This window comes from Caballeronia sp. A2-2 (assembly GCF_057612605.2).
Genome location: NZ_CM172587.1, coordinates 1,855,482 through 1,878,784 on the forward strand (window position 1 = coordinate 1,855,482; position 23,303 = coordinate 1,878,784).

The window sequence follows — 23,303 nt, forward strand, 5'->3', positions numbered from 1 at the left end:
GCGGAACTCTTGGGGACGGGAATCTTATTAGGTGTTCTGGCGAAACGTGACGCTTCAGTCGAGCGCGCTGCGCGGCGGCGCGACCGTTTCACTATGAAAATGTCTTGGATGCGTATGCGTGGTCAGCTTGTCTACATACGCCATGATCAGCGCGGACAACAGGAACGCGACGTGGATGATCACCTGCCACAACACCGTGTGAAAGGTGTGCTGATCCGGGTTGATGAACGTTTTGAGCAGATGGATGGACGAGATGCTGATGAGCGCCATCGACAGCTTGACCTTCAGCACGCCTGCGTTCACATGATCGAGCCATTCCGGTTCGTCCGGATGCCCCTCGACGCCCAGCCGCGACACGAACGTTTCGTAACCGCCGACGATCACCATGATGAGCAGGTTCGAGATCATCACCACGTCGATGAGGCCGAGCACCACGAGCATGATGTTGGTTTCATCGAGCGTCATGGCATGCGTGACGAGATGCCAGACTTCCTTCAAAAACAGCACGACATACACGCCTTGCGCCACGATCAGCCCGAGATAGAGCGGCACCTGCAGCCAACGGCTCATGAAGATGAAGCGGGGCAATGCTTTCATCGGCGTGTAGGACGAGGAAACGCGATCAGGTGCGGACATGGCGGCTTGACGTTCGATTCGGGTTGACCGGGCCCGCGATGATGACGGGCGAATGTGACGGACGAAAGCGGCGAGCCTTTGAGCTTCTATACGAGCGAAGTGCGCCAAAACGGAACACTGGAAATGCGCTCGATCAAGCGCGGTATTGTATCGCGTCGCAGCAAGTCGCCGCCCGAACCGGGACGCCATACCGCAGCGCGAACAGTTCAGTTACGATTGCGGGACTGACGCGTTAAATCGCACATGATCCGCGTATACCCCGTGCCATTCGAGCATGGCGCGTAAGAAGCGGGTAAGTTGTGCGGCTTATCTTGCAATCGATGGGGATGCACACGCCACACGTAATCCGTGATGCGTGACATCCGCTGCGCCACGTGAGCGCGGCATTAAGGAGACAAGGTTCCGGCCAGGAAACGAAGCACGCGTTCCGGCTATCGGACCTCATAACATGCGGTGCGCGTCGCGGGTTCGCCACGTCGCGAACGATGCGTGCCGCCGGCTTTGGAATCACCATCAGAGAGGTTGTCGATGTCTGCGATCGAATCGGTTCTTCATGAAAAACGCGTGTTCCCGCCGTCCGAAAAAGCCACGGCGGGCGCGGCCATTTCCGGCATGGACGCGTACCGGGCGCTGGCCGAACAGGCCGAGCGCGATTACGAAGGCTTCTGGGCGGGCCTCGCACGCGAAACGGTGTCGTGGCACAAGCCGTTCACCAAGGTGCTCGATGAATCCAAGGCGCCGTTCTATACGTGGTTCGAGGACGGCGAACTGAACGCGTCCTACAACTGCCTCGACCGGCACGTGGAAGCCGGACGCGGCGGCGAGAACGCCATCATCTTCGAATCGGACGATGGCACCGTCACCAACATCACGTATCAGGACTTGCTCGGGCGCGTGAGCCGTCTGGCCAATGCGCTACGCAAGCGCGGCGTGAAGAAGGGCGACCGCGTGGTCATCTACATGCCGATGTCGGTCGAAGGCGTGGTCGCGATGCAGGCGTGCGTGCGCATCGGCGCGACGCATTCGGTGGTGTTCGGCGGCTTCTCGTCGAAGTCGCTCAACGAGCGTCTGGTCGATGTCGGCGCGGTTGCGCTCATCACCGCCGACGAGCAGATGCGCGGCGGCAAGGCGCTGCCGCTCAAGAGCATCGCGGACGAAGCGCTCGCGGCGGGCGGCTGCGATGCGGTGAAGAACGTCATCGTGTACAAGCGCACGGGCGGCAAGGTCGCGTGGACCGAAGGGCGCGACGAGTGGCTGCACGAGATCGTCGAAAACGAAGCGGAACAATGCGAGCCGGAATGGGTGGGCGCGGAACATCCGCTGTTCATCCTCTATACATCGGGTTCCACCGGCAAGCCGAAGGGCGTGCAGCACAGCACGGCGGGCGTGTTGCTGTGGGCCGCGCAAACCATGAAGTGGACCTTCGACATGAAGCCGGGCGATGTCTTCTGGTGCACGGCGGATATCGGCTGGATCACGGGGCATAGCTATATCGCGTACGGGCCGCTCGCCATCGGCGCGACGCAGGTCATGTTCGAAGGCGTGCCGACCTATCCGAACGCGGGCCGTTTCTGGGAGATGATCCAGCGCCACAAGGTCACCGTGTTCTATACCGCGCCGACGGCCATCCGCTCGCTCATCAAGGTGTCGGAGGCGGATGCGAAGGTGCATCCGAAAAGCTACGACCTGTCTTCGCTGCGCGTGCTCGGCACGGTCGGCGAGCCGATCAATCCGGAAGCGTGGATGTGGTATCACGAGAACGTGGGCGGCGGGAAATGTCCGATCGTCGATACGTGGTGGCAGACGGAAACCGGCGGCCACATGATCACGCCGCTGCCGGGTGCGACGCCGCTCGTGCCGGGTTCGTGCACGCTGCCGCTGCCGGGCATCATGGCCGCCATCGTCGATGAAACCGGTCAGGACGTGCCGAACGGGCAGGGCGGCATTCTGGTCGTGAAGCGTCCGTGGCCGTCGATGCTGCGCAACGTGTGGGGCGACCCGAAGCGCTATCAGACGAGCTATTTCCCCGAGGAACTCGGCGGCAAGCTGTATCTCGCGGGCGATGGCGCGGTGCGCGACAAGGAGACCGGCTACTTCACCATCATGGGCCGTATCGATGATGTGCTGAACGTCTCCGGTCACCGCCTCGGCACGATGGAGATCGAGTCGGCGCTGGTCGCCAATCCGATCGTCGCGGAAGCGGCGGTGGTGGGCCGTCCGGACGATACGACCGGTGAAGCCGTGGTCGCGTTCGTGGTGCTCAAGCGCGCGCGTCCCGAAGGCGACGAAGCGAAGAAGATCGCCGCCGAACTGCGCAACTGGGTCGGCAAGGAGATCGGCCCGATTGCGAAGCCGAAGGACATCCGCTTCGGCGAGAACTTGCCGAAAACGCGTTCCGGCAAGATCATGCGGCGGTTGTTGCGCTCGCTGGCGAAGGGCGAGGAGATCACGCAGGACGTGTCCACGCTCGAGAACCCGGCGATTCTCGATCAGCTTGGAGAAGCGCTGTAATTAAAGGCGGTCGATCCTGATTGCCTGCGCCATGCGGTTTTGATAAAAAGCCGCATGGCTTCTCCCGCCGAATCTTCCTCTTCGACTTCCACCGCGCCGCCTGTGTCTGAAGCGCTGGCGCGCGCGCATCGCGTTTACTGGCGAACCAATCTTGCGCTGATCGCCATGTTGATGGCGGTCGGCTTCGTCGTCTCCTTCGTCTTGCCGTTGTTCGCGCAACGTCTTGAGTCGATGCGTGTGGCGGGCTTTCCGCTGCCGTTCTACTTCGGCGCACAAGGCACGATCCTCGTCTATGTGGCGCTGATCGCCGTCTATATTGTGCTGATGCGTTTTGCCGATGCGCGTCTGCTACGCGCCGTCCGCGCCGAACAAACCGACGCGGCCGCATGAAACTCACGAACCGGCTCATCCTCGCCTACGCGCTGTACACGGTCGGCTTCCTGCTGTTCATCTTTTTGATGGAGCGCATCGAGCGCGCGACCGGGCCGGGCACGTGGATCGGTTACGTGTTTTTGTTCGTGCCGATTGCGGTGTACGCGGTCATCGGACTGCTGTCGCGCACGTCCGATCTCGTCGAGTACTACGTCGCGGGGCGGCGCGTGCCGTCCGCGTTCAATGGCATGGCGACGGCGGCCGACTGGCTGTCGGCGGCATCGTTCATCGGGCTGGCGGGGTCGATCTACGCCAGCGGTTACGACGGCCTTGCTTACATGATGGGCTGGACCAGCGGCTATTGCCTTGTCGCCTTCCTGCTCGCGCCTTACGTGCGCAAACTTGCGCGCTATACCATTCCGGATTTTCTAGGTACGCGCTATTCGAGCAACCTTGTGCGCGGCCTTGCCGCCGTCGCCGCGATTTTGTGTTCGTTCGTTTATCTCGTCGCGCAGATTCAGGGCATCGGGCTGATTGCGTCGCGGTTCATCGGCATCGAGTTTTCGATCGGCATCTTCTGCGGACTGGCAGGCATTCTCGTGTGTTCGTTTCTCGGCGGCATGCGCGCGGTGACCTGGACGCAGGTGGCGCAGTACATCATCCTGATCTCGGCCATGCTCATTCCCGTTTCGATGATCGCGCATCGCGAAGGGCTCGGATGGTTGCCGCAACTCAACTATGGCCGCGTGATGGAGCGGGTCGGGACGCTGGAGCGGCAATTGGCAGCATCGCCCGAAGAAGCGCGCGTGCGGGCCGATTACGCGCGGCAGGCCGCGCAGATGCAGGCGCGCATCGATGCCTTGCCGAAGTCGTGGTTCGACGAACATGCGCGCCTGATCGACGAAGTGGCCGACCTGCGCCGCCATAACGGACCACTGCGCGAGATCAACGCCCGCGAGCGCGAACTGGCATCTTTCCCGCGCGATCCCGCCGAAGCGAAAACCCGCTGGTCGCGCGACCGCGATGCGCTCACCGAACTCATCGCCGCGCCCGTGCCGATGACCGAAGCGTTCGCGCCTACATCGTCGAACGATGAAACGCCGCGCACGCACAAGCTCAATTTTTTGTCTTTGTTGCTGTGCTTGTCGATCGGGACGGCGAGCTTGCCGCACATTCTCACGCGCTACAACACGACGACCTCGGTGGCGTCGGCGCGGCGTTCCGTCGGCTGGACCTTGTTCTTCGTCGCACTGTTTTATCTGACGGTGCCGGTGCTGGCGGTGCTCATCAAGCACGAGATATTGACGGGGCTGGTCGGGCATCGGTTCGCGGATTTGCCGCAATGGGTCACGCAGTGGCGGCGCGTGGAGCCGTACCTCATTCGCATCACCGATGTGAACGGCGATGGCATCGTGCGATGGGCGGGCATTCAGATGCAGCCGGACATGGTGGTGCTCGCCGCGCCCGAGATCGCGGGGCTGCCGTACGTGATCTCCGGGCTGATCGCGGCGGGCGCGCTGGCAGCGGCGCTCTCGACGGCGGATGGCTTGCTGCTGACCATCGCGAACGCGCTGTCGCACGACGTGTATTACTGCATGGTCGATAAAAGCGCGACCAGTCAGCGGCGCGTGACCATCTCCAAGATATTGTTGCTGGGCGTGGCGTTGCTGGCGTCGTACGTTGCATCGCTCAACACGGGGAACATTTTGTTTTTAGTGGGCGCGGCGTTTTCGCTGGCGGCGTCGAGCTTGTTTCCGGCGCTCGTGCTCGGCGTGTTCTGGAAACGCACGACGCAGCGCGGCGTGGTGGCGGGCATGATCGCGGGGCTCGCCGTGTGCGTTTATTACATCGTCTCGACGTATCCGTTTTTTGCGCAACTCACCGGCTTTGCGGGTGCGCGGTGGTTTGGGATCGAGCCGATCAGCTCTGGCGTGTTCGGCGTGCCGGCGGGTTTCGCGGTGGCGATCGCGGTGAGTTTGCTCGACCGAAAACCCGATGCCTACACGCGTGCGCTGGTGGACTACATTCGTCATCCGTAGGGGCTGGCGCGACGCGCGGAAGTTGGTATAATCGCGGTCTTCCGGAGAGATGGATGAGCGGTTTAAGTCGCACGCCTGGAAAGCGTGTATAGGGTAAAACCTATCGGGGGTTCGAATCCCCCTCTCTCCGCCAGGACACCCCTCCCAAACAATCCGAACTCATCGGATTCAGTCGCCAAAACCCCCTCCAGATAAGGCTTTCAGCCAAACCCCTAAAAATTATCAGTCGGAACTGGTTGCCTTTAATCGGCATAAGTCGTAAATTTTTAGGCGGGTAGGTTGGCGGGTAGAAATGAATGCCTCGTATTGCACAAGAACTTGGCGCGCTCGCCGTGTCACGTCTGTCAAAGTCGGGTACGCACGCGGTCGGCCGGATAGCTGGATTGATGCTGCAAATCTCGTCGAGCGGCGCTCGTTCGTGGATCTTACGAACAACGATTGCCGGACGCCGCCGCGAGATCGGCCTTGGTCCGTACCCAGCGGTGTCGCTGAAGGATGCTCACGCTAAAGCACAGGCAATGCGCGATGAAATTGCGAATGGGGTCGACCCTCTTGTAGCGAAAGCGGAAGCAGCGAGCCGACTGCGCGCGAGTCGAGCGCTAGATGTCACATTCCAAGAGGCTGCCACTCGCTTCATTGAAGCTAAGGCGCCTGAATGGAAAAACGCCAAGCATGCATCCCAGTGGACTAACACGATCGCGGAATACGCTTATCCGAAAATTGGAGACTTGCTTGTCCGGCACATCATGCGCTCGCACGTCACTGATGTGCTCGAGCCGATCTGGACAAAGAAAACAGAGACCGCGTCCCGCCTGCGCGGACGCATAGAAGCCATTCTTGATTGGGCTCGCGTGAAAGGGTATCGCGACGAAGGCATGAATCCAGCGGCTTGGCGCGGCAACCTTGACAAGCTCTTATCAGCACCGAAGAAGACAAGGCGCGTTCGGAATCATCCAGCGCTTCCTTTGGCCGACACGCCAGCATTTGTCGCAGATCTGCGTAATTCGACTGGCATCGGCTCCCGATGTCTGGAATTTGTGATCCTTACCGCTGCGCGCTCCGGGGAGGCAAGGGGAGCACTATGGACAGAGGTCGACCTTGATCGTCGTATATGGGCGATTCCTGGCAAACGAATGAAGGCTCAGAAAGAACATCGTGTTCCGTTGTCTGATCGCGCCGTTGAACTTCTGAAGAGCATCGAGCGCGACGACAAAACAGACTTGATCTTTCGCGCGCCACGTTCGAACAAGGTGCTGAGCGATATGACGCTGCTTGCAATCCTGCGCAAGAAAGGCCTCTCGGCCACGCCACATGGATTTCGCTCGACCTTCCGCGATTGGGCGAGCGAGCATACGAACCATCCACGAGAACTGGCCGAGGTCGCCCTCGCTCACGTTCCCGGCGGAGCATCAGAAATGGCCTATTGGCGTGGCGATATTTTGGAGAAACGCCGTCGGCTAATGGCAGATTGGGCTGACTTCTGCTCAAGCTTTGCGATTGCCGACGACTCCTCATCCGACTAGCGAATAAGTGAAGGTGCAGAACAAAAGTGGCTCATCGACCCAGAAAAAACATATCACTGCCCGCAGCTTTCGACATCCGAAAATACGACGTCTGTGGTGATTTCGGTTGGAGCGAATGGTACGCAAACCTTATGCAACGATCTCTGCGACTTATGATGTTCGAACAGGGAGCGTACTTTCAAGATGAGATGAAGCAAGGGCTCTCGAGCCGTTTCGAGAATCCAATAGCCGAATCGATGAAGATTGAAGAGGGGGACGGCTATTCGAAACCGATTTTCAAGTCACAGGTTACCGATATGTCCGCCTTCGACCATCTCACGGGGTTTATCAGCATCCCATCTGAATTGGATCCCGATAATAAATATCGAAAAGCGGTGTCGGCGATACAACGAGACATTGAGGGCAACAAGTCCGAAAACAACGAAATGAAAGAGGCCTGCTCAGTATTGGATGTTCCGCATTGGGAATTTGATCTCGACATGGGATACGACCTGTCAGGCAAAGTGCATGCAACGGTGGACCTCTTCGCGTCCGAGGAAAAGCTCGTGGAAGACTTTCGGACGTGGCTCAGAGCAACCCGAAGCAAGCTCGGCGTCCCAAATCTCAAGCGGCGGTACACGGTTGCCGACATGGCCGACTGGGCTAGATTTCGCATTTTGGCTTACTTGGATTTGACTATGTGGGCCGCGCTTTCAAAAGTTTCTCTCACCCAGCAGCAAATCGGAGTGGCATTGTTCCCAGACGAGTATGGCGTCATGCTGGCCGATCGCGTGCGTAAAGTAGTTGCGCCCCTCGCTTTGTCACTCGCGACGCCCGCCGCTATGGACACGCTCTACGGACAAGCTTTAGAACAGGCCAAAAAGGACGAGATCGATCGAACGGCTCGAAAGTAGGAACGAAAACTAGCGTTTTTAGTTCCGGTATCAAGAATCGCATTAGCTATTCCGGAGCCCTTTTCCTTCAACTCCGGGCCACGACATCGAAAGCGCCCGCTCGCATAATTCGACGCGTTCAATCCCGAACGCTACCGAGTTTATGCGATGAAAAAATCAGAGCTGGTTGCTTTCCAGAACTTCGACCGATTGCCGAACGCCGCAGGCGTAAGCGATGTCGTGGTGGCGGCTTTGTGCTGCTGTCACGTAGCAACGGTATGGGACCGATCTAATAACGGCAAACTGCCAAGACCCATGAAGATCGGTGGCTCAACCCGTTGGAACGTCGGTGAACTCCGCAAGTATCTGACGCCGGAGACCACGTAAATGACGGATAAAAAAAAGCTGGCCCGAAGGCCAGCCAAGAGGGGTACTACATGCTGGAAGTCGATCGTATCTAAGTGTAGTCGCTCGCACCATCAGTCCAGTACGAAAATCACTTGCTTGACGAAGTCGGAATCGGTCGTCTATCCTCTGAATCGTGGGAGGAGACACCTCTCGCTCGGGATTTGCAGCCCGGATTATGTCGGCGGACGACCGCCTCAGTGCGGTTTTTTTTCGTCCGTATGCCTTTGCGCGCCTATCAATGGGCGGGCCTTGGCAGGGGAGCGCGTGCGCTCGCCGGTGCCGACGTTCCGGTCTGCAAACCCTGTCATGTGCCTGCCCACCCCATTTTGCAGTGGGGAGCGGGCTTCCAACACAACGTCGGAGGCCGCAATGCGTGCTATTTCTTCCGCTCGTTCAGAGCGAATCGTTCCCCTGGTCTACATCGACATCATTCAGTGCGCGCAACACGCCTTGCGTGAAGCCACGCTGGCCGCGTCCGATCTGGATGCGCTCGACATTACCGGCAATGCGCTACGTCAGCTGGTGGACATCGCCCGTGCGGAGGTGCGCCATGACTAACACAATACGCGACGTTATCCATCAAACACCGTCGGCGGCTGGCTTGCTCGCGTTTTTCGCAGAGCGCTTTGACATGGCGCACGCCTCGGATAGCGAGCTGCAATTCCTCGCTGACTGCTCATGTGTTGCAGTCGACGCAGCGTTGTCGTTGAGCACCGTTACGGCCGCCGTTGGTTGTTTGATTGCGAGCGATCGAAGCGCCGAACCCAAGCAAGTTCGCTCGAGCGCGTTACAGGAGGCCGAACAACCGCTTTTGCTCTATCGCATCGCGAGTGAAGTCGAGCTCATCGGTCAGATCGTTGAGACCGCGTCTGAAGCCGAGTGCGTCCTTCGACAGCGATTGATCGACCGTCTCAAAATAGAGCGCTCTAGCCGTGCTCACAGCGATGAGTACTCCTTACAGGGAGGAAACCATGGTTAGGCACCTCGAGATGGCGGCGAAGGCTCAGCAGTTCCACGATGTCTTGCAGATGTTGCTGATCGCCATTGCGGACCTTCCTGTGAACGACGACCACCCTGTCTACGGTGTCGTTCGCATGTTGATAGATCGGTCTGCTGGAGTCGCAGAACAGTTGCATGAATACGTGCACGCAGATGGCGTGCGTCACGGTCAGTGCGCGATCGGTTCGAAGGAGGATGTATGAGTACGGTCGATCAGGACAAGGTGGTGATGGATATTCAGAAGAGCGCGACGCAGCGCATCCGGATCATTCATCGTTGTTACAAAGGCCGTGAGTACATCGATGTCCGCCTTGTGGTCGCTAATGCAGCGGGTGAATTCGTGCCTACGCAGAAGGGCATCATGTTGCGCCCGGAACTGCTGCCGCAGCTCATTCAGGGGCTGACGCTGGCCGCGCGGGAGGTCGTATGAACGAGAACTACAAACTCGGCATTCCAATCGCTGAAGGTGAGTACGCGAGCCCGACTGAGTGCGTTCTCATGTGCGGCTTCCTTGTGTTTCATGCAAAGAAAGCCGATGACGACGTGCGCCAGTTCGCACGCCGCGTGCTCGACGTAGTGTTTGCCGCTGCCGCCGAAAAGGGGTTTCGCCGTACCGATCTGCTTGAAACCATGATGGCGAAGGGTGTCCGATCGCCGCGCGTGGGCGTTCTCGCGGGGCAAGCGACGGCGGCGATCGGCGACAACCTTGCCTTCGCTCGTGTGATCGCACGGGCTCATGTGCGGCCGGGAGGCGAACAATGATCACGATGTTTGACAATCGCCAGCGAATCCTCGAAGCGCTATCGTTCATCCCGGCGGACGTTGAGCGCGAGGAGTGGTTTCGCATCGGTGCGTCGCTAAAGCATAGCGAGGGCGAAGCTGGCTTTGAGATGTTCGACAACTGGAGTCGGCAAAGCCCGAACTACGTGGCGGCTGACGTTCGGGATACGTGGCGCTCAATGCGTCCCGACGCCGGTATCACCATCGGTACGCTGTTCGCGATCGCGAAGAAGTACGGCTACAAGCCGCGTTCGACCGCCGCAACGGTTATCGACCCGGCAGAGGTCGAGCGCCGTCGTGTCGAGCGCGACGCACGTACGGAACAAGAGGCGCAGAAACGAACGAAGGCCCGTAAGCACGCGGCTTCGCTTGCCATCGCCGTCATCGAGAAAGCTCACCCCGCTCGCGACGATCATCCGTACCTGTTGCGCAAGGGTGTCAGTGCGGTTGACACCCTGCGCGAAATAGACGCCGCGAAGCTTCAGAAACTGATCGGCTACCGGCCACAGTCGGGCGGCGCGCAGCTCGAGGGGCGCGTTCTCATCGCACCTGTGCAGGTCGGGGGCGCTGTGACCACCATCGAGATGATCGATGAACAGGGGCGCAAGTCGGCCTTGGCCAATGGGGAGAAGGCGGGCGGCTGCTGGTTCGCCGCCGCGCCCGAAGAGTGCAAGCGCATGCTCATCGCCGAAGGTGTCGCCACAGCGCTATCGGCTCACCTCTGTACGGGCGATGTCGCAGTGGCGGCGCTCTCGGCGGGCAACCTCACGAAGGTTGCACAGACGATGCGCGCGGCCTATCCCGATGCCGAGATTACGGTACTGGCGGACCTCGGTAATGGACAGCAGAAGGCGGTGGAGGCGGCGCGATCCGTCGGTGGCGCCGTTGCCTTGCCGGAGTTCGGCGACAAGCGTGGTGACGACGAAACGGACTTCAACGACATGCACACACGTTTTGGAGCAGCCGCAGTCGCCGCGCAGATCAGGAAGGCTGTGAAGCCCGATGGTGACGATCAGCCGAACCGTAGCTTTGCAGAAACGACAACTGCCGGCGCAGGCGAACTAGAAGCGTATTACGAGCGCCGTCAAGACGGCTTGTACTTCGTGGGCGTGAAAGTCGATCGCGACAGCGGCAAGACCGTCTATCTCGCGCCTCGATGGCTTTGTGACTCGCTGGAGGCGTTGGGAAGCGGCCGCGACAGCCCAGGCCGTCAGATGCGCGTGTTGCGCTGGCGGCGCGCGGGTTGCGGCGAAGAGGTAATCGAAGCCATGCCCAATGCAGAGATTGGGGAGCGCGACGGTTGGGCGCGATTGCGTAGCGGCGGGCTGGCGGTCGCAACCGATCGCGCGGCCCGCGAGCGACTCGCGTACTGGCTTCAGACCGAGAACCGCGACGCGTGGTACGAAATCGTCAGCATGACCGGTTGGCAGCACGGCGCTTTCGTATTGCCGACCGGGGAAGTCGTTGGGCAACCCAATGCTCGCATGCACTTTAACGGCAAACCGGACAATCCGAGCGCCTATAAGGCGCGTGGCACGCTTGGCGATTGGCGAGAGCAGGTAGGTCGACTAACGCAAGGCAATGCCCTCGCTATGACGAGCGTGGCATGCGCGCTGGCCGGGCCGCTGCTTTCCATCGCCGGAGAGAAGGACGGCATTGGTTTGCATCTCTATACCAACTCGACAGCGGGTAAGAGCACCTGCGGCGATGTGGCTGCTAGCGTCTGGGGAGACCCAGACCGCTGCAAGGCGAGCTGGAATGGTACGTCCCTAGGTCTGGCGCTGATGTCGGAGTCAGCCAACGATCGCTTGTTATATCTCGACGAGATCGGCTCGGGCGATGCGCGCAAGATCGGCCCGGCGATCTACCAGATGCTCAATGGCATTTCGAAGGTACAAGGAGCGCGTGACGGCGGCACCGTCGCTTCTCGGTCGTGGAGGTTGACGCTCATTTCGACGGGCGAAGTCGCGATGAGTCAGTATCTCGCCGAAGGCGGTCTAAAGCCGCGTGGCGGGCAGGAGGTGCGCTTGCTTGATGTGCCCGCCGACGCGGGCCTGCATCGCGCATTTGACGAACTGCACGGCTACGCGAGCGCCGAAGCTTTCTCTGACGCACTGACGGCTGCGGGTCGCGCACAGCATGGCACGCTTGGGCCCGCGTTTGTGGAATGGCTCCTGCCAAGGTGGAGTGACGCGCGCGAGCAGATCGGGCGCGAGCGTATCCGTATGGCGGCGATGGTGCCGCCGGATGCCGCGCCACCCGTGCGGCGCGCGACACGCAAGTTCGCCCTGCTAGCCGCTGCCTTGGTGATGGCATCGCAGGCGGGCTTGACGGGGTGGACCGCCGAAGAATCGCAGCAGGCGGTCGATACCGTCTGGCGGCGGTGGCTTGATGTGTTCGGGACGGGCGACCGCGATGATGAGCGTTTGATCGAGCAGGTCGAAGGTCTCATCGAGCAGCATGAGCACTCGAGATTCGTTCGCCTGCCGCTCACTGAAAACATGCCCGTGGTGCATAACTCACTGGGCTTCATCCGGGCCGACGCCGACGGCAAGATCACCGTGTACGTGCCGCCCGCAACCTTCAAAGGGGTGTTCGTCGTCGGTTATGACCTGAAGCACGCCTGCAAGGCCCTTCACAAAGCTCGCATCCTATTGCGTCCCACAGGACGCAAGGGCTGGACGAGAAACGGTGGGCGTGGCTTGGGGCAGGTCTACGTGCTCTACCCACGTAAAAATCACGCTGATTGGAAAGCTGACGACGATCAGTAGCAGCACGCCGCGCTTCTATCTTTTGACCTCGCCACCGTGCGAGGTTTTTTTATGGCCAAACGGAACACATGAACATGAAAGCTTTGTCAGGATCACGTTAAACGCTTTCTAATGGCTTTCGACTGATTTCTCTGCCTTCACAAAATACCCGGGTAGGGAAATCTCACTGCCAACACTGCCAACTGCCAACTACCCTATTCAAACCCTTATGCTATATAGCTTTTGCTGTTGGCAGTGTGTTGGCAGTGTTGGCAGTGTTTCGCATGACGGAATCCCTGATAGCTTGGTGTGGGCAGTCGACTGCCAACAATTGGCATCAAAGCGCTGCCCACTGCCAACAACGAAACCCTTATCCAGTAAGGGTTTGAGGCCGCTGTTGGCAGTTTGGCAGTGTTGGCAGTGAGTTTTGTGTACCTATAGAGTGGGGGAAAACTCGACTCGATATCGACGACAGCTTATTGAAAGCAATTGCGACGGCTGTCTGAAGATCGCCTGTTCGTATCCATCCGATTGTCCGAGGCCCACGCCCTCGGTAGGCTCGTTGCTTCGTATCTATCTGCGAGGTCACGATGTCGTTAAGGGTTGTTTGTGCTGGTAGCCATCTCATAAGCGCACTGGGTACCGAGGCGGCCGTTAGGCAATGCGCAGGGGTCACAACCGTGGCCACGACCTGCTGCGGTGATACGCTGGCCAAGCTCGCGAGTGAGTGTGATGTGATTGTCGCGGACCTGCAGAGCGTCTCGTCGAGGCAAAACTCCGCTCGCGAACCTTTGTTGACCCGCATACGGGCGGGACATATTGACGTGGGTCTGGTGCTGCATTCGTGTATCAAGAATCCCGCTTACCTCGCCACGCTGTCGGCCCTGAGCGCCGTTCACGCAGTGCTGGACCGGGATGAAGTCGGCGAGCATCTGAAGTCAGCGATCGATGCCGCTCACGCTCGCCGAAAATTTGTATCGTCCACGCTTAGCAAGTACGCGGCGACGCTGCCTAGACGCGGCCAAAATTATCAGCCTCTTAGCGCGTGCGAGATTGACGTTCTGAAGGCGACGCTAGCCGGTCAGTCGCTAAAGGAGATCGCGTTCGCGCGCCACCGCTCTAAGCAAACCATCTGCACGCACAAAACGAACGCGATGCTTAAGCTTGGCGTGGCATCGACCGCTGAACTTTTTCGCTTGTTCTCAGAAGAGGATGTCTGCATCCTCCATGACCGAGCATTGCAATCGACGGCTTAGTGGGATGTTGAACGCTTAATCCCGTGCGAGTCGGTGTAAGCGGAAAGCTTATGCAGTCACGGCTTGGCTAGAACTTATTGAAAATACGGCTAATGACGCGCTCCATGCATTTAGATGGTCGCCCAGCGGCGCGTAGATATTCCGATATTCCGCATCGTCTCAACGGGCATACCGCATAAGCCGCAACTTCTATTGATTTTGTACCCTTCAAATATCTCAAGTCGACCCTGCGGTCACACGTTCGCCTCCGAGGTGGTCAGTCGGATCGACGTTGCTCGAGCTGCAGTGCCATAAAGCGGTCGTTGGCGACCTCACCTGATCGGCCATTTCTTGCCGGTCGCCACATCCTGCGCACGGTCACTTGAGCGGCCGTTTTTCCATCGGAAGCGGCCATCGATGCTCGCCTGCCGACGGTCCGAAGGGGTTGAGAACGAACGCACGTAACAGAGATTAAAGATTAAAGTGTGCGACGTAACACCACCGGCGTACCTCCCCGGGTCTTTTTGCTCATGTATGCGGCGAGTGCCGAATCAAGGTAATCCGCGTGACCTGGAAACCACTGGAAAAGAGATTCGGCCAGCCGGTGAAGTTCAGACAATGGGATTCTTCTTTCACCCCACGCGGCCTTAACTTCACGCACCGACTTCATCACCTCATTGTGTTCATCGATATGGCACTGGCGAGGTGGAAATTCGGTCTCGTGCATCCATCTCTCTTCTTGACCGAAGTGTTTAATGCAGTGGGTTTCAAATGCCGTTATAGCACGGCAAGCATTAGCCTCATCGCAGAGGAATAACAATAGCGTTACGTCGTAGAACTCTTTGTGCATTTCATCGAGGGGTCCATAACCCAGCGGTCGTGAATCGTTCCACGCAATACTGACATCGCTGTCGCTCGCCAGTGTCATATCCATCTTCTGCTTTTTAGCGCCGACCATGAGATACCTTCACTCTTCAGAAAAGATGACGCAACCCAACTCGCACAAATGTCTGATGTGAGTTCGAGGAATCGCCCTGGAGGCTTATGTCGGCAACTGCACGTAGTCCACGCGAACTGGTACCGCTTGCGTGTTGATAGGTGCCCAAGATATAGACGTCAGTCGCTTTGCTTAACGAGTAATCAGCGATAGCCGAGACCTGGTGATATGTCTGATCGCCAACGTCCCCCGTGATCGCGTTGCCCTTCGTGTAGTTGTATTCCAAGCCCGCGAAAACGAACGGAGTCAGCCTGTATCCGCCGTTTATTTCGGCCGAATTAAGCACTGCACTCTTGCCACCGAAGTTACCGATGTTCTTGTAGCGTGTGTTGGTCCATACAGTACCAATCGTGGCGTCGCCCACTAAGTACTGACCACCAGCAGCGATCACTTGCCATGACGAAGCCGGCCCCGCACCTGCCAGAAAGCCCGAATTGATCGAACCGTACGCGGCAGTAACCGTGGGGTCCTTGGCATTCGCATTCGAGTTAAGAATAGCGCCGATCGACGACGGGTTTTTGTACAGCTCGTAGACGACCGAGGCGGCGAAGCCACCGAGTGAATATTTCGCTCCCAGCGAGTAACCAGAGGCACGGCTTACTGAACCGGGTTGACCGCCAAGCGAGGCCGTGGCCCCAAATTTGAAACCCTCAATGTTCGGGCTCATATACTTGAGCGAATTATTCTCGCGATAGGTACGCCCGCCGTTATCGAGGTCGCCCGGATGCGCAGAACCCGACCCGTACCACGAGAGGCTAAATTGGTAGTCGCCCATAAAGTCGAACATCGAATCGTATTGGCGCCCCAGGGTAAGCGTGCCCAAGCGGATGCTCGACAAGCCAACAAATGCCTGGCGCCCGAACATCGTACCGCCTTGAGCCAATGCTCCCGTGGCAGCATTTATACCGCTCTCCAAAGTGAACACCGCGGAGAGGCCACCACCGAGATCCTCGTTGCCTTTGATACCCCAGCGCGAGCCAAACGGACCGCTCGTAGAGTCCATGTTGTAGAGGTGTTTGCCGCCCGAATTGCTATTCATGTTGATGCCTGTATCAAGCACGCCGTAGAGTGTGACGTAACTGACGGCATGGGCAGGGACTGCTGTTGACGAAAGGAAAGCTGTAGCAGCGATAGCTGGGATATTTTTTTTCATTGCAAGTCTCAAATATATTTTTAATAAAAGAAAGACAAACCAATCCCTGCTTGAGTATCAGTACAACTAAACGGTAAGCACGCGGCAACCACTTAGTCCGATGCGACAATCCGATGATGTTGGTCCCCCAATGCCGATCCCGACATCGACATTACGTCACCGGCCCTGAGGAACTCTGGTGGTTTCATGCCGAGCCCGACACCGGCAGGAGTTCCCGTGATAATCACGTCTCCCGGATGTAGGGTTTGGAAGCTCGACACATATGCCACGACCGTGTTCACGTTGAAGATCATGTTCTTGGTATTGCCGTCCTGCATCACCTTGTCGTTGACTGTGAGCGTCAACTTGAGCGCCTTCGCTCCGTCCACTTCGTCACCGGTTACCAGCCAAGGACCGAGTGGGGTGAAGCCGTCGAAGCTTTTGCCTTTCCCCCACTGTCCACCCCGATCAAGTTGCCAGGAGCGCTCCGAGACATCGTTCACGAGCGCAAAGCCAGCGATGTAGTTCGGCGCATGATCCGCACTGACGTTCGATGCTTTACTCCCGATAATGATCGCCAGCTCCACTTCCCAATCCGCCTTGACCGAGCGTGCGGGTAGCATGATGTCATCATTCGGCCCCGATACCGAGCTGATGGCTTTCGAAAACACAACCGGCTCCGTGGGAATGGTCATATTCGCTTCGATAGCGTGATCCCTGTAATTTAAGCCGATAGCGATAATCGATTTTGGACTCAAGGGCGAACCGATACGCGTGCCGCTCGGGACTTCAGGCAACCTCGATGCATCAACGGCCCTGAGAAATCCCATGCCTTCGGGGCCCAAGATCGTGGCGTCGATGTCTTCGATGACGGGATACAGCGAGCGCATTCCCCCTTGGGAATCGAGGATGCCCGGACGTTCTTGGCAAACGGGCCCATAGCGGAAGAGCTTCATATAAATTAGCAATTAATCGGTGATTAATCGAAAAGCGGCTAGGCGCTGTTCAGGGTTAAGATTTAAAAACATCAGGGAACGCGAGCATTAGGGCCGCACACACTTTCTCCGTTTGTTCGACCGAGGGAGCGTGTCCACACTGATCAAGAAGAATCAGATTTGCATGCTCGATCTTTGATGCCAAAATGATCGACGTCTCTTTTGCAGGGCAGGCCACATCATTACGCCCGTGTAGCATCGTTACCGGGCACTTGATTACTGCTAGTTGCGAATCACTGAGCGTCCAGTCCGCAATCAGTTGTTCAGGATCCGAAAGCATGCTTTCAAAGTATTCCCCGTAGTTGCCGCTCGACAGCGTAGCCCACCGGCTTTCGATCTGATCGTCCGTGATATTGCTCGTATCGTGGATCAGGCTCCGCATTGCGGCTTTTAACTCCTGGGCACTTTTGGGGAACGACCACAGACGCTTCAAATCATCGTTGTATGGGAAACGGGTTCCTGCTGCGCCGGTCGTGAACACTGCGGCGACACGCGAGTTCGAACCGGCGAGACGGAGCGCTACAGCAGCCGACATCGAGTGGCCAAACACGTACACCCGTTTTCCAGGGATACGCGACAACAGCGCCTGCCCCTGACGCACCCAGAAATCGAAGTCGGCGTAGGGTTGCTCCGATTTGCGAGCACTATCGCCGAAACCGATCCAGTCCATCCCCATCACGTGACAGTGTTCATTCAGGAATGGAAGCACTGGGCGAAATGCATTGAGGAACGAAGCCCCGGGACCTATGCCGTGCATCAGCATGAGCGCAGGTTTGCCCACGTTTTGACCGTCGAACCCGCGCACGCGGTGCTCTTCAAAAATAAAATCGAACGAAAGCATTGATAGATTCCCATGGCAATTGGGGATGCTGCGACGGGTTCGCGGTCCCGTGCGGGATCTAATGTTTGGTACCCGTTTGCGCCGTATTGCGAGTCTTCCATTCCTTCGTGCTTGGGAGGAATTTCAATGCCGCAAAGATTGCAACGGCCTGCGGTGCGAGCATTACGATCATGGTGGCTGACTGCCAGCCAGCAATGTTCGTAACGAGACCGTGAATTGGACCCGCGAAGCCGGCCACGACATAACCGAGCGAGCCTGCGATACCCGTCGCGATCGCGGTACGATTTGGCTTCACCCCATCCTGAGCCAGCACGTAGCCCATGAAGTACATGGTGTTGACGCCAACACCGATCACGAAAGCAAGGGCCGACGTTGTGATCACATCAAACCTGAAGAAAGTGATCAGATATAGCGCGATCACGTCAGTTGCGCCGAGGATCAGCACGACCAAACGGCGACCAAAAGTATCGGCAAACCAACCGAAGAGCGGTGACACCATCGAGGTGCAGCCGAAACCGATACCGAATACAAGACCGGTGAACGCCACATCGCGTCCCTGGTAGTGCTCCATCAGATAGGGAAAGCCGCCGATGAATGCCCACATGGTGAACAAGTTGAGAATGTGGATAATCAAGCCTTTGTACAGGCCGGCACTGCCAAACACATCTTTCAACACTACGGAAACAGAGTCGCGCGGAACTGCCCGGGTAGCAGCCACAAACGGTTTCGGCATGTCTCTTTTCTGACGGATCATCATGATGGTCAGCACTGCAAAAATGATGAATGCGATGACGATGGTCGAGATTCCGAAAACTGATAGGCCGTACCGCCAGCCAGCATCCGTGTGGCTGGTCGCCAGGATCGATGAAAACACCAGCGGCCCTAGCATCGCACCGGTCGCGTAAAAAAATCCGAGTAGCGTGCTCACAAACGCCCGGCGCTCTGGCCACGCAGTAGCAGCGAACGAGTACACGCTGATATTGAATAACCCCTCGAAAACCCCGAAGAGGATTCGGTAGGTAACAGTCAATGGATAGTTAAAGGCGAGGAACGAGAGTACTAAAGACATAACCCCGGTTCCCACGGTACCGAGCAGCATCACGGTTGCCGTGCGTTGCGTCACGCCACGTGCACCGGCTTCCCCCTGGTTAAGAAAGCCAGCGGGGATACCGATGATGCCTTGGCCCACCAGAAAAATCGTACCGAGCGTGGACGCCTGCACCACCGTGAAACCCAGTGATCCGGAGATAGCTCTGAGCCCAATAGGGAACGCAGTGCGGTTAAACGTATACAAGAGGTAACCGAGGCCAACGCAGATGAACTGCAGCACAAATACCGCTTTAGGTAAGCGACAGCTTGCAGGTTCACTCTGGGCATCACTCATTAAAGTACTCACGTTTGTCTCCGGAGATATCATCGAAGCGAGAGCCGGTCTATTTTGAATGGTTGCGGCCCGCGCTCGGTGCGTTGCATTTCCTGCTAGAACGGCTGAGTCAACATCGGGAAAACGCCATCACAGTTCGTGAGCACAACCTTTTTGAGGACAATCTTCATTTCATCGGCCCATACCCGGATCGTGTGGTGCACGGTGCCTGCGAACAAACGCTGATCGTGACCCAAACGATCTTCGACCATCAGGAGCTTCGAGCGCACGATGAATTGCTTTTGCTTCTCGTCGTGGCTCACAAGGCGGGGACTTGAAATCGTACGCACGCAGGCCGATTCGGGTTCCTGGCAATGCAGCAGCGTATGACGCAGACGTTCAACGCGGGTTCTACGCGCCAGATCATCGTCAAAGTAGATTGAGACTGTATTGAGCCCATCCGTCTGGTCCTTGTACTTCGGCGCCCAGTACACGCCATCTTCCGCGTACATCGCGAGCCACGCTTCGTAGTTTCGAGCGTCCAGTGCTTCTGCTTCGTCCTCAATGAACGAGCGAAGTATTTCGAGAGTCATTGCAGTTTTCCTCGTCCAGTTATTCCGATGCACCCATCAGGTCACGCCAGGCGTAGTGCTTTGCGCGCTGACCGACTTCCGACGAGCGGGCTCCAAACAGGACACCACGATCTTCCTGAACCTCATGGCCTAAGCCTTTGGCGACAAGCGTGTATTCACCGCCCGTTTGCACGCCCTTGTGCAGACGTTCGAATGCTTCCATGTCGTCGGTTTGCACAAAGGACGAAGCGCTGTGGCTGATGTTCACGAATTTGACGATGTCAGCAGACGCCGACGCAGGAGCGCCTACCAGTTTCACTGGCCAGATTTCGACAATTGTTTCGTTCACGGAAATGGGTTTGACCACGCGCACCGACGTCTGCGCAATCAGGATGTCGAGGATCGGGAAAATGGTCAGCGAATGGCGCACATTCTTCAAGATGTCTACTGTCTTTTCCTCGCCATAAGCTTCGGTAAGACGCGCCCGATATTCATCGAATCCTTCGCCACCGGACTGGGGCTTGTCGAAGAGCGATTGTTCCGAGCTATGGCCGTTGGGGAAGCCGCGCACGCCAAGCTGCGATACGATCGACTCTCCGTTGTCGGCAAAGAAGGGCGCTCGGCCGCCTTCCTTACCCGCACGACGCTGGAACTGACGACCATCGGTGCCAACGGTCGAGCCGTGTGTAGCGGCCGGGTGATAGGTATCGGCCATGTTGTCCATCTGGAACTTCCAGTTACCGCGGAAGCTATAACGATGGACGCCTGACGAGAACTCGACACGGCCTTCCGGCGAGCGGTTCACGAGTTCGTCAATGCCGTCCGTCGACGCGCCGAGGAAGTTGAGTAGCGGCATGACGTCGGAATTGAACGACGCGAAGACGAAGCCACGGTACGAATCGACGCGGGCCACCTGGAGCATTCCTGATTCCGGCTCTTCCAGGCAGCTTTGTGGAAAGTCCTTGCGCATCGGAACGCCCGCAATTTCGCCGTTCAAGCGGAAGGTCCAGCCGTGATACATACAGGCGAGCAGGCGAGCGTTGCCGCGCTCCTTGGCTGCGACGACAGCGCCACGGTGACCGCAGCGGTTCATCAGAACATAGACCTTATTGTCGGTGTGGCGGGTCATCACGACCGGTTGGCCCGCCATGGTCGTCGTGTAGTAGTCACCCACGTTGGGGACCATCGAATCATGACCGACATAGACCCAAACCTTTTTGAAGATCTTCTCGATCTCGATGTCGAAGATACGGGGATCGGTGTAATAGTCGCGGTGAACGCGATCGATTTTGACCAGCGAAGCCAGATGCTCCGAGCTGTACTGTTCCATGACTGCTCCTTGATTTATGGCCTGAAGACACCGGCTCCGGCGTCCTGATCGTACTCATACAGCCCAGCGAGGAAGACTTTGTGCTTCTCGTAGTGCATCCGTTGACGCGGTAAAGCCGGCGTCCGGTCGATGGGAATTCCATCCTTGAAAATGAAACTGAACTTGCTCGACTTCTGCAGCAACGTGATGTCTTGCACCGGGTCGCCGTCGATCACAAGCAGATCTGCCAAACGCCCGGCTTCGAGCATCCCCACCTCATTACCGAAACGCTTGAACATCTTCGTCGCCGAATAGGTGGCGCACTCGATGGCTTCAAGAGTCGTGAACCCGAACTCCTGAACAAAGATTTCCGCCTCGCGCGCATGCCAGTGCCCGTAGGGAATCGGAGACCAACCCGATTCGGATCCTTGAACAAAGGGAATTCCCGCGCGATAGGCACGCGGCAGATTGATTCTCGCCGCGTCGTACTCGCGCTGTAGCGCGTCGATCAGGCCACCCGATTTTCCAGCGTTAGCAGCAAGAAAATTAGTGATGAGAGGAAGCGTCGGGCAAATGACAGAGCCCGCTTTCAGCGCAGCTTCGATACCTTCATCGTCGATGTAGGACGCGTGGAACAGAACATCGAAGCCGGCTTTCGCCGCGAGGGTGATGGCATCGCGAGACCGCGCGTGGACAGTTGCGAGCTTTCCCAGGCGATGTGCTTCCTTTGCTATCAGCGCGAATTCGTCATCGGTGAAAGCGGCGCCATCCAGCGAATCGGGACTGATAAGCGAATCATTGGAACCCGATACCTTGATAGCGTCGACGCCGTCTTTAACCTGATAGCGGATTCGCTCGACGATATCGTGTGTTGAGCCAACCAAAACGCCCGCCTGACCTTCTGGGAACACAACTGAGTTCGGGAATGAATCTTCAAGTCCCTGATGTGAGGTTAGTTGCTTGCCAGAAACCGCGAAACGAGGGCCCGGATACATACCGGAGTCAATCGCATCACGAACCGACTGTGCAATGTTGTAGGTTGTGGCCGCGTCAAATGCCGAAGTAACGCCGGCCTGCAGCACCTTATAGGCGTTCCAGATTGCCTTGATCGTCCTAAACTCAACTGGCGTGTACAGAGCGAGTTCCTCTTCGGATCGAGCCTCACCAAAGGAGATATGCGTGTGGCCGTCGATCAGGCCCGGCATGATTGTGCGATCCGGCAGACAAATCGATTCATACTCGTTGCTCTTGTAGCGGTCGGGCAACTCGGCAGCAGGGCCCACCCAGTCAATGCGTTTGCCCTCGGTGACCACTGCACCGCCGCTCATCGGAGAAATGGATGCGGGCCCAAACACAAGCGTGCCCTGCAGGACGTAGCCTCTCATTTGACCGCCGTGGCCTGGACTTCAACACGAAGCGCTGGGTGAACTAAGCGGCTAACAATGAGCAAAGTGTTCGTCGGAAATTCGCCGTCCGGAAATAACGTCTTGAACTTCTTCTCACGCCATAACCTGAAACGCTCAATGTCGTTGATGCTCACGAGGTATGAAACGAATTGCGCGACATTGGACCAGTCAGCACCCTGACTTTTCAGCGCGATCTCGATGTTGGCGAATGTTTGTTCTGCCTGCGCATCGAAAGCCGCGTCCGTGACGCCATCTCCGACGATTGAGCCATCTGCGGCGGTGGCCACTTGGCCGGCAACATATATCGTCTTTGTGGCGCCTGTGGCTACTGCAACTTGTGAATAAGTAGCAAACGTTCCGCCCAATTCTGCGGGGGAGGATAAGTTGAGTTCCATCATCGATGCTTGTCCTTATGATAGGTGATTATCACTATGACCTATGGAGCACAGAAAACTCAGAAATCCTTTGTCCTGCTCTAGCAGTACTTCTAAAGCCATCGTTCTTGCATCGTAACCACTCGAAAATGCACCGTCACCCGATTAAACTTGCACGATAAGGTGAGA

General features: G+C 57.7%; 23 protein-coding genes and 1 tRNA gene. 13 read left to right on the forward strand and 11 right to left on the reverse strand.

Translation table 11 applies throughout. From position 1 onward, the window contains the following. Window positions 1-54 precede the first annotated feature (54 nt). Window positions 55-636, reverse strand: a complete 582-nt coding sequence (locus tag ACZCWR_RS08815) for a TIGR00645 family protein (RefSeq protein ID WP_487300391.1) — start codon at window positions 634-636, stop codon at window positions 55-57. A gap of 528 nt (window positions 637-1,164) precedes the next feature. Here ACZCWR_RS08815 and acs point away from each other — a divergent pair. From acs to ACZCWR_RS08855, 8 genes are all read left to right on the forward strand, one after another. Next, window positions 1,165-3,147 carry an acetate--CoA ligase gene (acs, locus tag ACZCWR_RS08820; RefSeq protein WP_487300392.1) on the forward strand — a complete coding sequence of 661 codons (1,983 nt, stop codon included), beginning with the start codon at window positions 1,165-1,167 and terminating at the stop codon, window positions 3,145-3,147. A 102-nt stretch (window positions 3,148-3,249) separates the two neighbouring features. Further along, complete coding sequence (locus tag ACZCWR_RS08825; RefSeq protein WP_487300393.1) at window positions 3,250-3,537, forward strand: DUF4212 domain-containing protein; 288 nt, start codon at window positions 3,250-3,252, stop codon at window positions 3,535-3,537. Then, the gene (locus ACZCWR_RS08830) at window positions 3,534-5,558 is read left to right on the forward strand and encodes a sodium:solute symporter family protein (protein WP_487300394.1); all 2,025 of its coding nucleotides are present in this window, start codon (window positions 3,534-3,536) and stop codon (window positions 5,556-5,558) included. Before ACZCWR_RS08825 ends, ACZCWR_RS08830 begins: the two co-directional genes overlap by 4 nt. 43 nt (window positions 5,559-5,601) lie before the next feature. Beyond that, window positions 5,602-5,691, forward strand: a tRNA-Ser gene (locus ACZCWR_RS08835). Between the two features lie 163 nt (window positions 5,692-5,854). After that, window positions 5,855-7,081 (forward strand): tyrosine-type recombinase/integrase, encoded by a 1,227-nt coding sequence (locus ACZCWR_RS08840; protein WP_487300395.1) that lies wholly within the window; start codon window positions 5,855-5,857, stop codon window positions 7,079-7,081. Window positions 7,082-7,107: 26 nt separating this feature from the next. After that, entirely contained in the window at window positions 7,108-7,974 is an 867-nt protein-coding gene (locus tag ACZCWR_RS08845) for a DUF6387 family protein (RefSeq protein ID WP_487300396.1), read from the forward strand. A 147-nt stretch (window positions 7,975-8,121) separates the two neighbouring features. Beyond that, entirely contained in the window at window positions 8,122-8,340 is a 219-nt protein-coding gene (locus ACZCWR_RS08850) for a helix-turn-helix transcriptional regulator (RefSeq protein WP_487300397.1), read from the forward strand. 390 nt (window positions 8,341-8,730) lie between these two features. Then, entirely contained in the window at window positions 8,731-8,919 is a 189-nt protein-coding gene (locus ACZCWR_RS08855; RefSeq protein ID WP_487300398.1) for a hypothetical protein, read from the forward strand. 229 nt (window positions 8,920-9,148) lie between these two features. On the opposite strand, the gene ACZCWR_RS08860 is transcribed toward ACZCWR_RS08855, so the two are convergent. Further along, a complete protein-coding gene (locus tag ACZCWR_RS08860) occupies window positions 9,149-9,301 on the reverse strand; it encodes a hypothetical protein (RefSeq protein WP_487300399.1) in 153 nt (50 codons plus the stop codon). A gap of 31 nt (window positions 9,302-9,332) precedes the next feature. On the opposite strand from ACZCWR_RS08860, the gene ACZCWR_RS08865 reads away from it, so the two are divergent. The 5 genes from ACZCWR_RS08865 to ACZCWR_RS08885 all read left to right on the forward strand — a co-directional run bounded on the left by ACZCWR_RS08865 (window position 9,333) and on the right by ACZCWR_RS08885 (window position 14,146). Further along, window positions 9,333-9,563 carry a hypothetical protein gene (locus ACZCWR_RS08865; protein ID WP_487300400.1) on the forward strand — a complete coding sequence of 77 codons (231 nt, stop codon included), beginning with the start codon at window positions 9,333-9,335 and terminating at the stop codon, window positions 9,561-9,563. After that, the gene (locus tag ACZCWR_RS08870) at window positions 9,560-9,790 is read left to right on the forward strand and encodes a transcriptional coactivator p15/PC4 family protein (protein WP_487300401.1); all 231 of its coding nucleotides are present in this window, start codon (window positions 9,560-9,562) and stop codon (window positions 9,788-9,790) included. Before ACZCWR_RS08865 ends, ACZCWR_RS08870 begins: the two co-directional genes overlap by 4 nt. Next, complete coding sequence (locus ACZCWR_RS08875; protein WP_487300402.1) at window positions 9,787-10,122, forward strand: hypothetical protein; 336 nt, start codon at window positions 9,787-9,789, stop codon at window positions 10,120-10,122. Before ACZCWR_RS08870 ends, ACZCWR_RS08875 begins: the two co-directional genes overlap by 4 nt. Next, entirely contained in the window at window positions 10,119-12,911 is a 2,793-nt protein-coding gene (locus ACZCWR_RS08880; protein ID WP_487300403.1) for a DUF927 domain-containing protein, read from the forward strand. Before ACZCWR_RS08875 ends, ACZCWR_RS08880 begins: the two co-directional genes overlap by 4 nt. Before the next feature lie 659 nt (window positions 12,912-13,570). Beyond that, window positions 13,571-14,146 (forward strand): LuxR C-terminal-related transcriptional regulator, encoded by a 576-nt coding sequence (locus ACZCWR_RS08885; protein WP_487300404.1) that lies wholly within the window; start codon window positions 13,571-13,573, stop codon window positions 14,144-14,146. A gap of 457 nt (window positions 14,147-14,603) precedes the next feature. Here the strand turns inward: ACZCWR_RS08885 and ACZCWR_RS08890 are convergent, their stop codons facing one another. The 9 genes from ACZCWR_RS08890 to ACZCWR_RS08930 form a co-directional block, all read right to left on the reverse strand. After that, complete coding sequence (locus ACZCWR_RS08890) at window positions 14,604-15,083, reverse strand: hemerythrin domain-containing protein (RefSeq protein WP_487300405.1); 480 nt, start codon at window positions 15,081-15,083, stop codon at window positions 14,604-14,606. A gap of 16 nt (window positions 15,084-15,099) precedes the next feature. Next, window positions 15,100-16,275 (reverse strand): porin, encoded by a 1,176-nt coding sequence (locus ACZCWR_RS08895; RefSeq protein WP_487300406.1) that lies wholly within the window; start codon window positions 16,273-16,275, stop codon window positions 15,100-15,102. 92 nt (window positions 16,276-16,367) lie between these two features. Then, on the reverse strand, window positions 16,368-17,210 hold the full coding sequence (locus ACZCWR_RS08900) for a fumarylacetoacetate hydrolase family protein (RefSeq protein ID WP_487300407.1): 843 nt from the start codon (window positions 17,208-17,210) through the stop codon (window positions 16,368-16,370). Between the two features lie 55 nt (window positions 17,211-17,265). Next, on the reverse strand, window positions 17,266-18,090 hold the full coding sequence (locus ACZCWR_RS08905; RefSeq protein ID WP_487300408.1) for an alpha/beta fold hydrolase: 825 nt from the start codon (window positions 18,088-18,090) through the stop codon (window positions 17,266-17,268). 58 nt (window positions 18,091-18,148) lie between these two features. After that, window positions 18,149-19,486, reverse strand: coding sequence for an MFS transporter (locus ACZCWR_RS08910; protein WP_487300409.1), 1,338 nt, complete (start codon window positions 19,484-19,486; stop codon window positions 18,149-18,151). An 83-nt stretch (window positions 19,487-19,569) separates the two neighbouring features. Beyond that, window positions 19,570-20,046, reverse strand: a complete 477-nt coding sequence (locus ACZCWR_RS08915) for an aromatic-ring-hydroxylating dioxygenase subunit beta (RefSeq protein ID WP_487300410.1) — start codon at window positions 20,044-20,046, stop codon at window positions 19,570-19,572. Between the two features lie 19 nt (window positions 20,047-20,065). Next, window positions 20,066-21,355, reverse strand: a complete 1,290-nt coding sequence (locus ACZCWR_RS08920) for an aromatic ring-hydroxylating oxygenase subunit alpha (protein ID WP_487300411.1) — start codon at window positions 21,353-21,355, stop codon at window positions 20,066-20,068. Window positions 21,356-21,369: 14 nt separating this feature from the next. Further along, window positions 21,370-22,719: a metal-dependent hydrolase family protein gene (locus ACZCWR_RS08925; RefSeq protein ID WP_487300412.1), complete on the reverse strand. Its 1,350-nt coding sequence runs from the start codon at window positions 22,717-22,719 to the stop codon at window positions 21,370-21,372. Then, window positions 22,716-23,138, reverse strand: a complete 423-nt coding sequence (locus tag ACZCWR_RS08930) for a RidA family protein (RefSeq protein WP_487300413.1) — start codon at window positions 23,136-23,138, stop codon at window positions 22,716-22,718. The genes ACZCWR_RS08925 and ACZCWR_RS08930 overlap by 4 nt, the downstream gene beginning before the upstream one ends. Window positions 23,139-23,303: the final 165 nt, after the last annotated feature.

Bases quoted from the DNA above. Each gene is read 5' to 3' on its own strand.
- ACZCWR_RS08925 (WP_487300412.1), bottom strand. From the start codon at position 22,719: ATGAGAGGCTACGTCCTGCAGGGCACGCTTGTGTTTGGGCCCGCATCC.
- ACZCWR_RS08880 (WP_487300403.1), top strand. From the start codon at position 10,119: ATGATCACGATGTTTGACAATCGCCAGCGAATCCTCGAAGCGCTATCG.
- ACZCWR_RS08850 (WP_487300397.1), top strand. From the start codon at position 8,122: ATGAAAAAATCAGAGCTGGTTGCTTTCCAGAACTTCGACCGATTGCCG.
- ACZCWR_RS08920 (WP_487300411.1), bottom strand. From the start codon at position 21,355: ATGGAACAGTACAGCTCGGAGCATCTGGCTTCGCTGGTCAAAATCGAT.
- ACZCWR_RS08900 (WP_487300407.1), bottom strand. From the start codon at position 17,210: ATGAAGCTCTTCCGCTATGGGCCCGTTTGCCAAGAACGTCCGGGCATC.
- ACZCWR_RS08815 (WP_487300391.1), bottom strand. From the start codon at position 636: ATGTCCGCACCTGATCGCGTTTCCTCGTCCTACACGCCGATGAAAGCA.
- ACZCWR_RS08930 (WP_487300413.1), bottom strand. From the start codon at position 23,138: ATGATGGAACTCAACTTATCCTCCCCCGCAGAATTGGGCGGAACGTTT.
- ACZCWR_RS08830 (WP_487300394.1), top strand. From the start codon at position 3,534: ATGAAACTCACGAACCGGCTCATCCTCGCCTACGCGCTGTACACGGTC.
- ACZCWR_RS08890 (WP_487300405.1), bottom strand. From the start codon at position 15,083: ATGGTCGGCGCTAAAAAGCAGAAGATGGATATGACACTGGCGAGCGAC.
- ACZCWR_RS08865 (WP_487300400.1), top strand. From the start codon at position 9,333: ATGGTTAGGCACCTCGAGATGGCGGCGAAGGCTCAGCAGTTCCACGAT.
- ACZCWR_RS08840 (WP_487300395.1), top strand. From the start codon at position 5,855: ATGCCTCGTATTGCACAAGAACTTGGCGCGCTCGCCGTGTCACGTCTG.
- ACZCWR_RS08915 (WP_487300410.1), bottom strand. From the start codon at position 20,046: ATGACTCTCGAAATACTTCGCTCGTTCATTGAGGACGAAGCAGAAGCA.
- ACZCWR_RS08875 (WP_487300402.1), top strand. From the start codon at position 9,787: ATGAACGAGAACTACAAACTCGGCATTCCAATCGCTGAAGGTGAGTAC.
- acs (WP_487300392.1), top strand. From the start codon at position 1,165: ATGTCTGCGATCGAATCGGTTCTTCATGAAAAACGCGTGTTCCCGCCG.
- ACZCWR_RS08855 (WP_487300398.1), top strand. From the start codon at position 8,731: ATGCGTGCTATTTCTTCCGCTCGTTCAGAGCGAATCGTTCCCCTGGTC.
- ACZCWR_RS08895 (WP_487300406.1), bottom strand. From the start codon at position 16,275: ATGAAAAAAAATATCCCAGCTATCGCTGCTACAGCTTTCCTTTCGTCA.
- ACZCWR_RS08905 (WP_487300408.1), bottom strand. From the start codon at position 18,090: ATGCTTTCGTTCGATTTTATTTTTGAAGAGCACCGCGTGCGCGGGTTC.
- ACZCWR_RS08870 (WP_487300401.1), top strand. From the start codon at position 9,560: ATGAGTACGGTCGATCAGGACAAGGTGGTGATGGATATTCAGAAGAGC.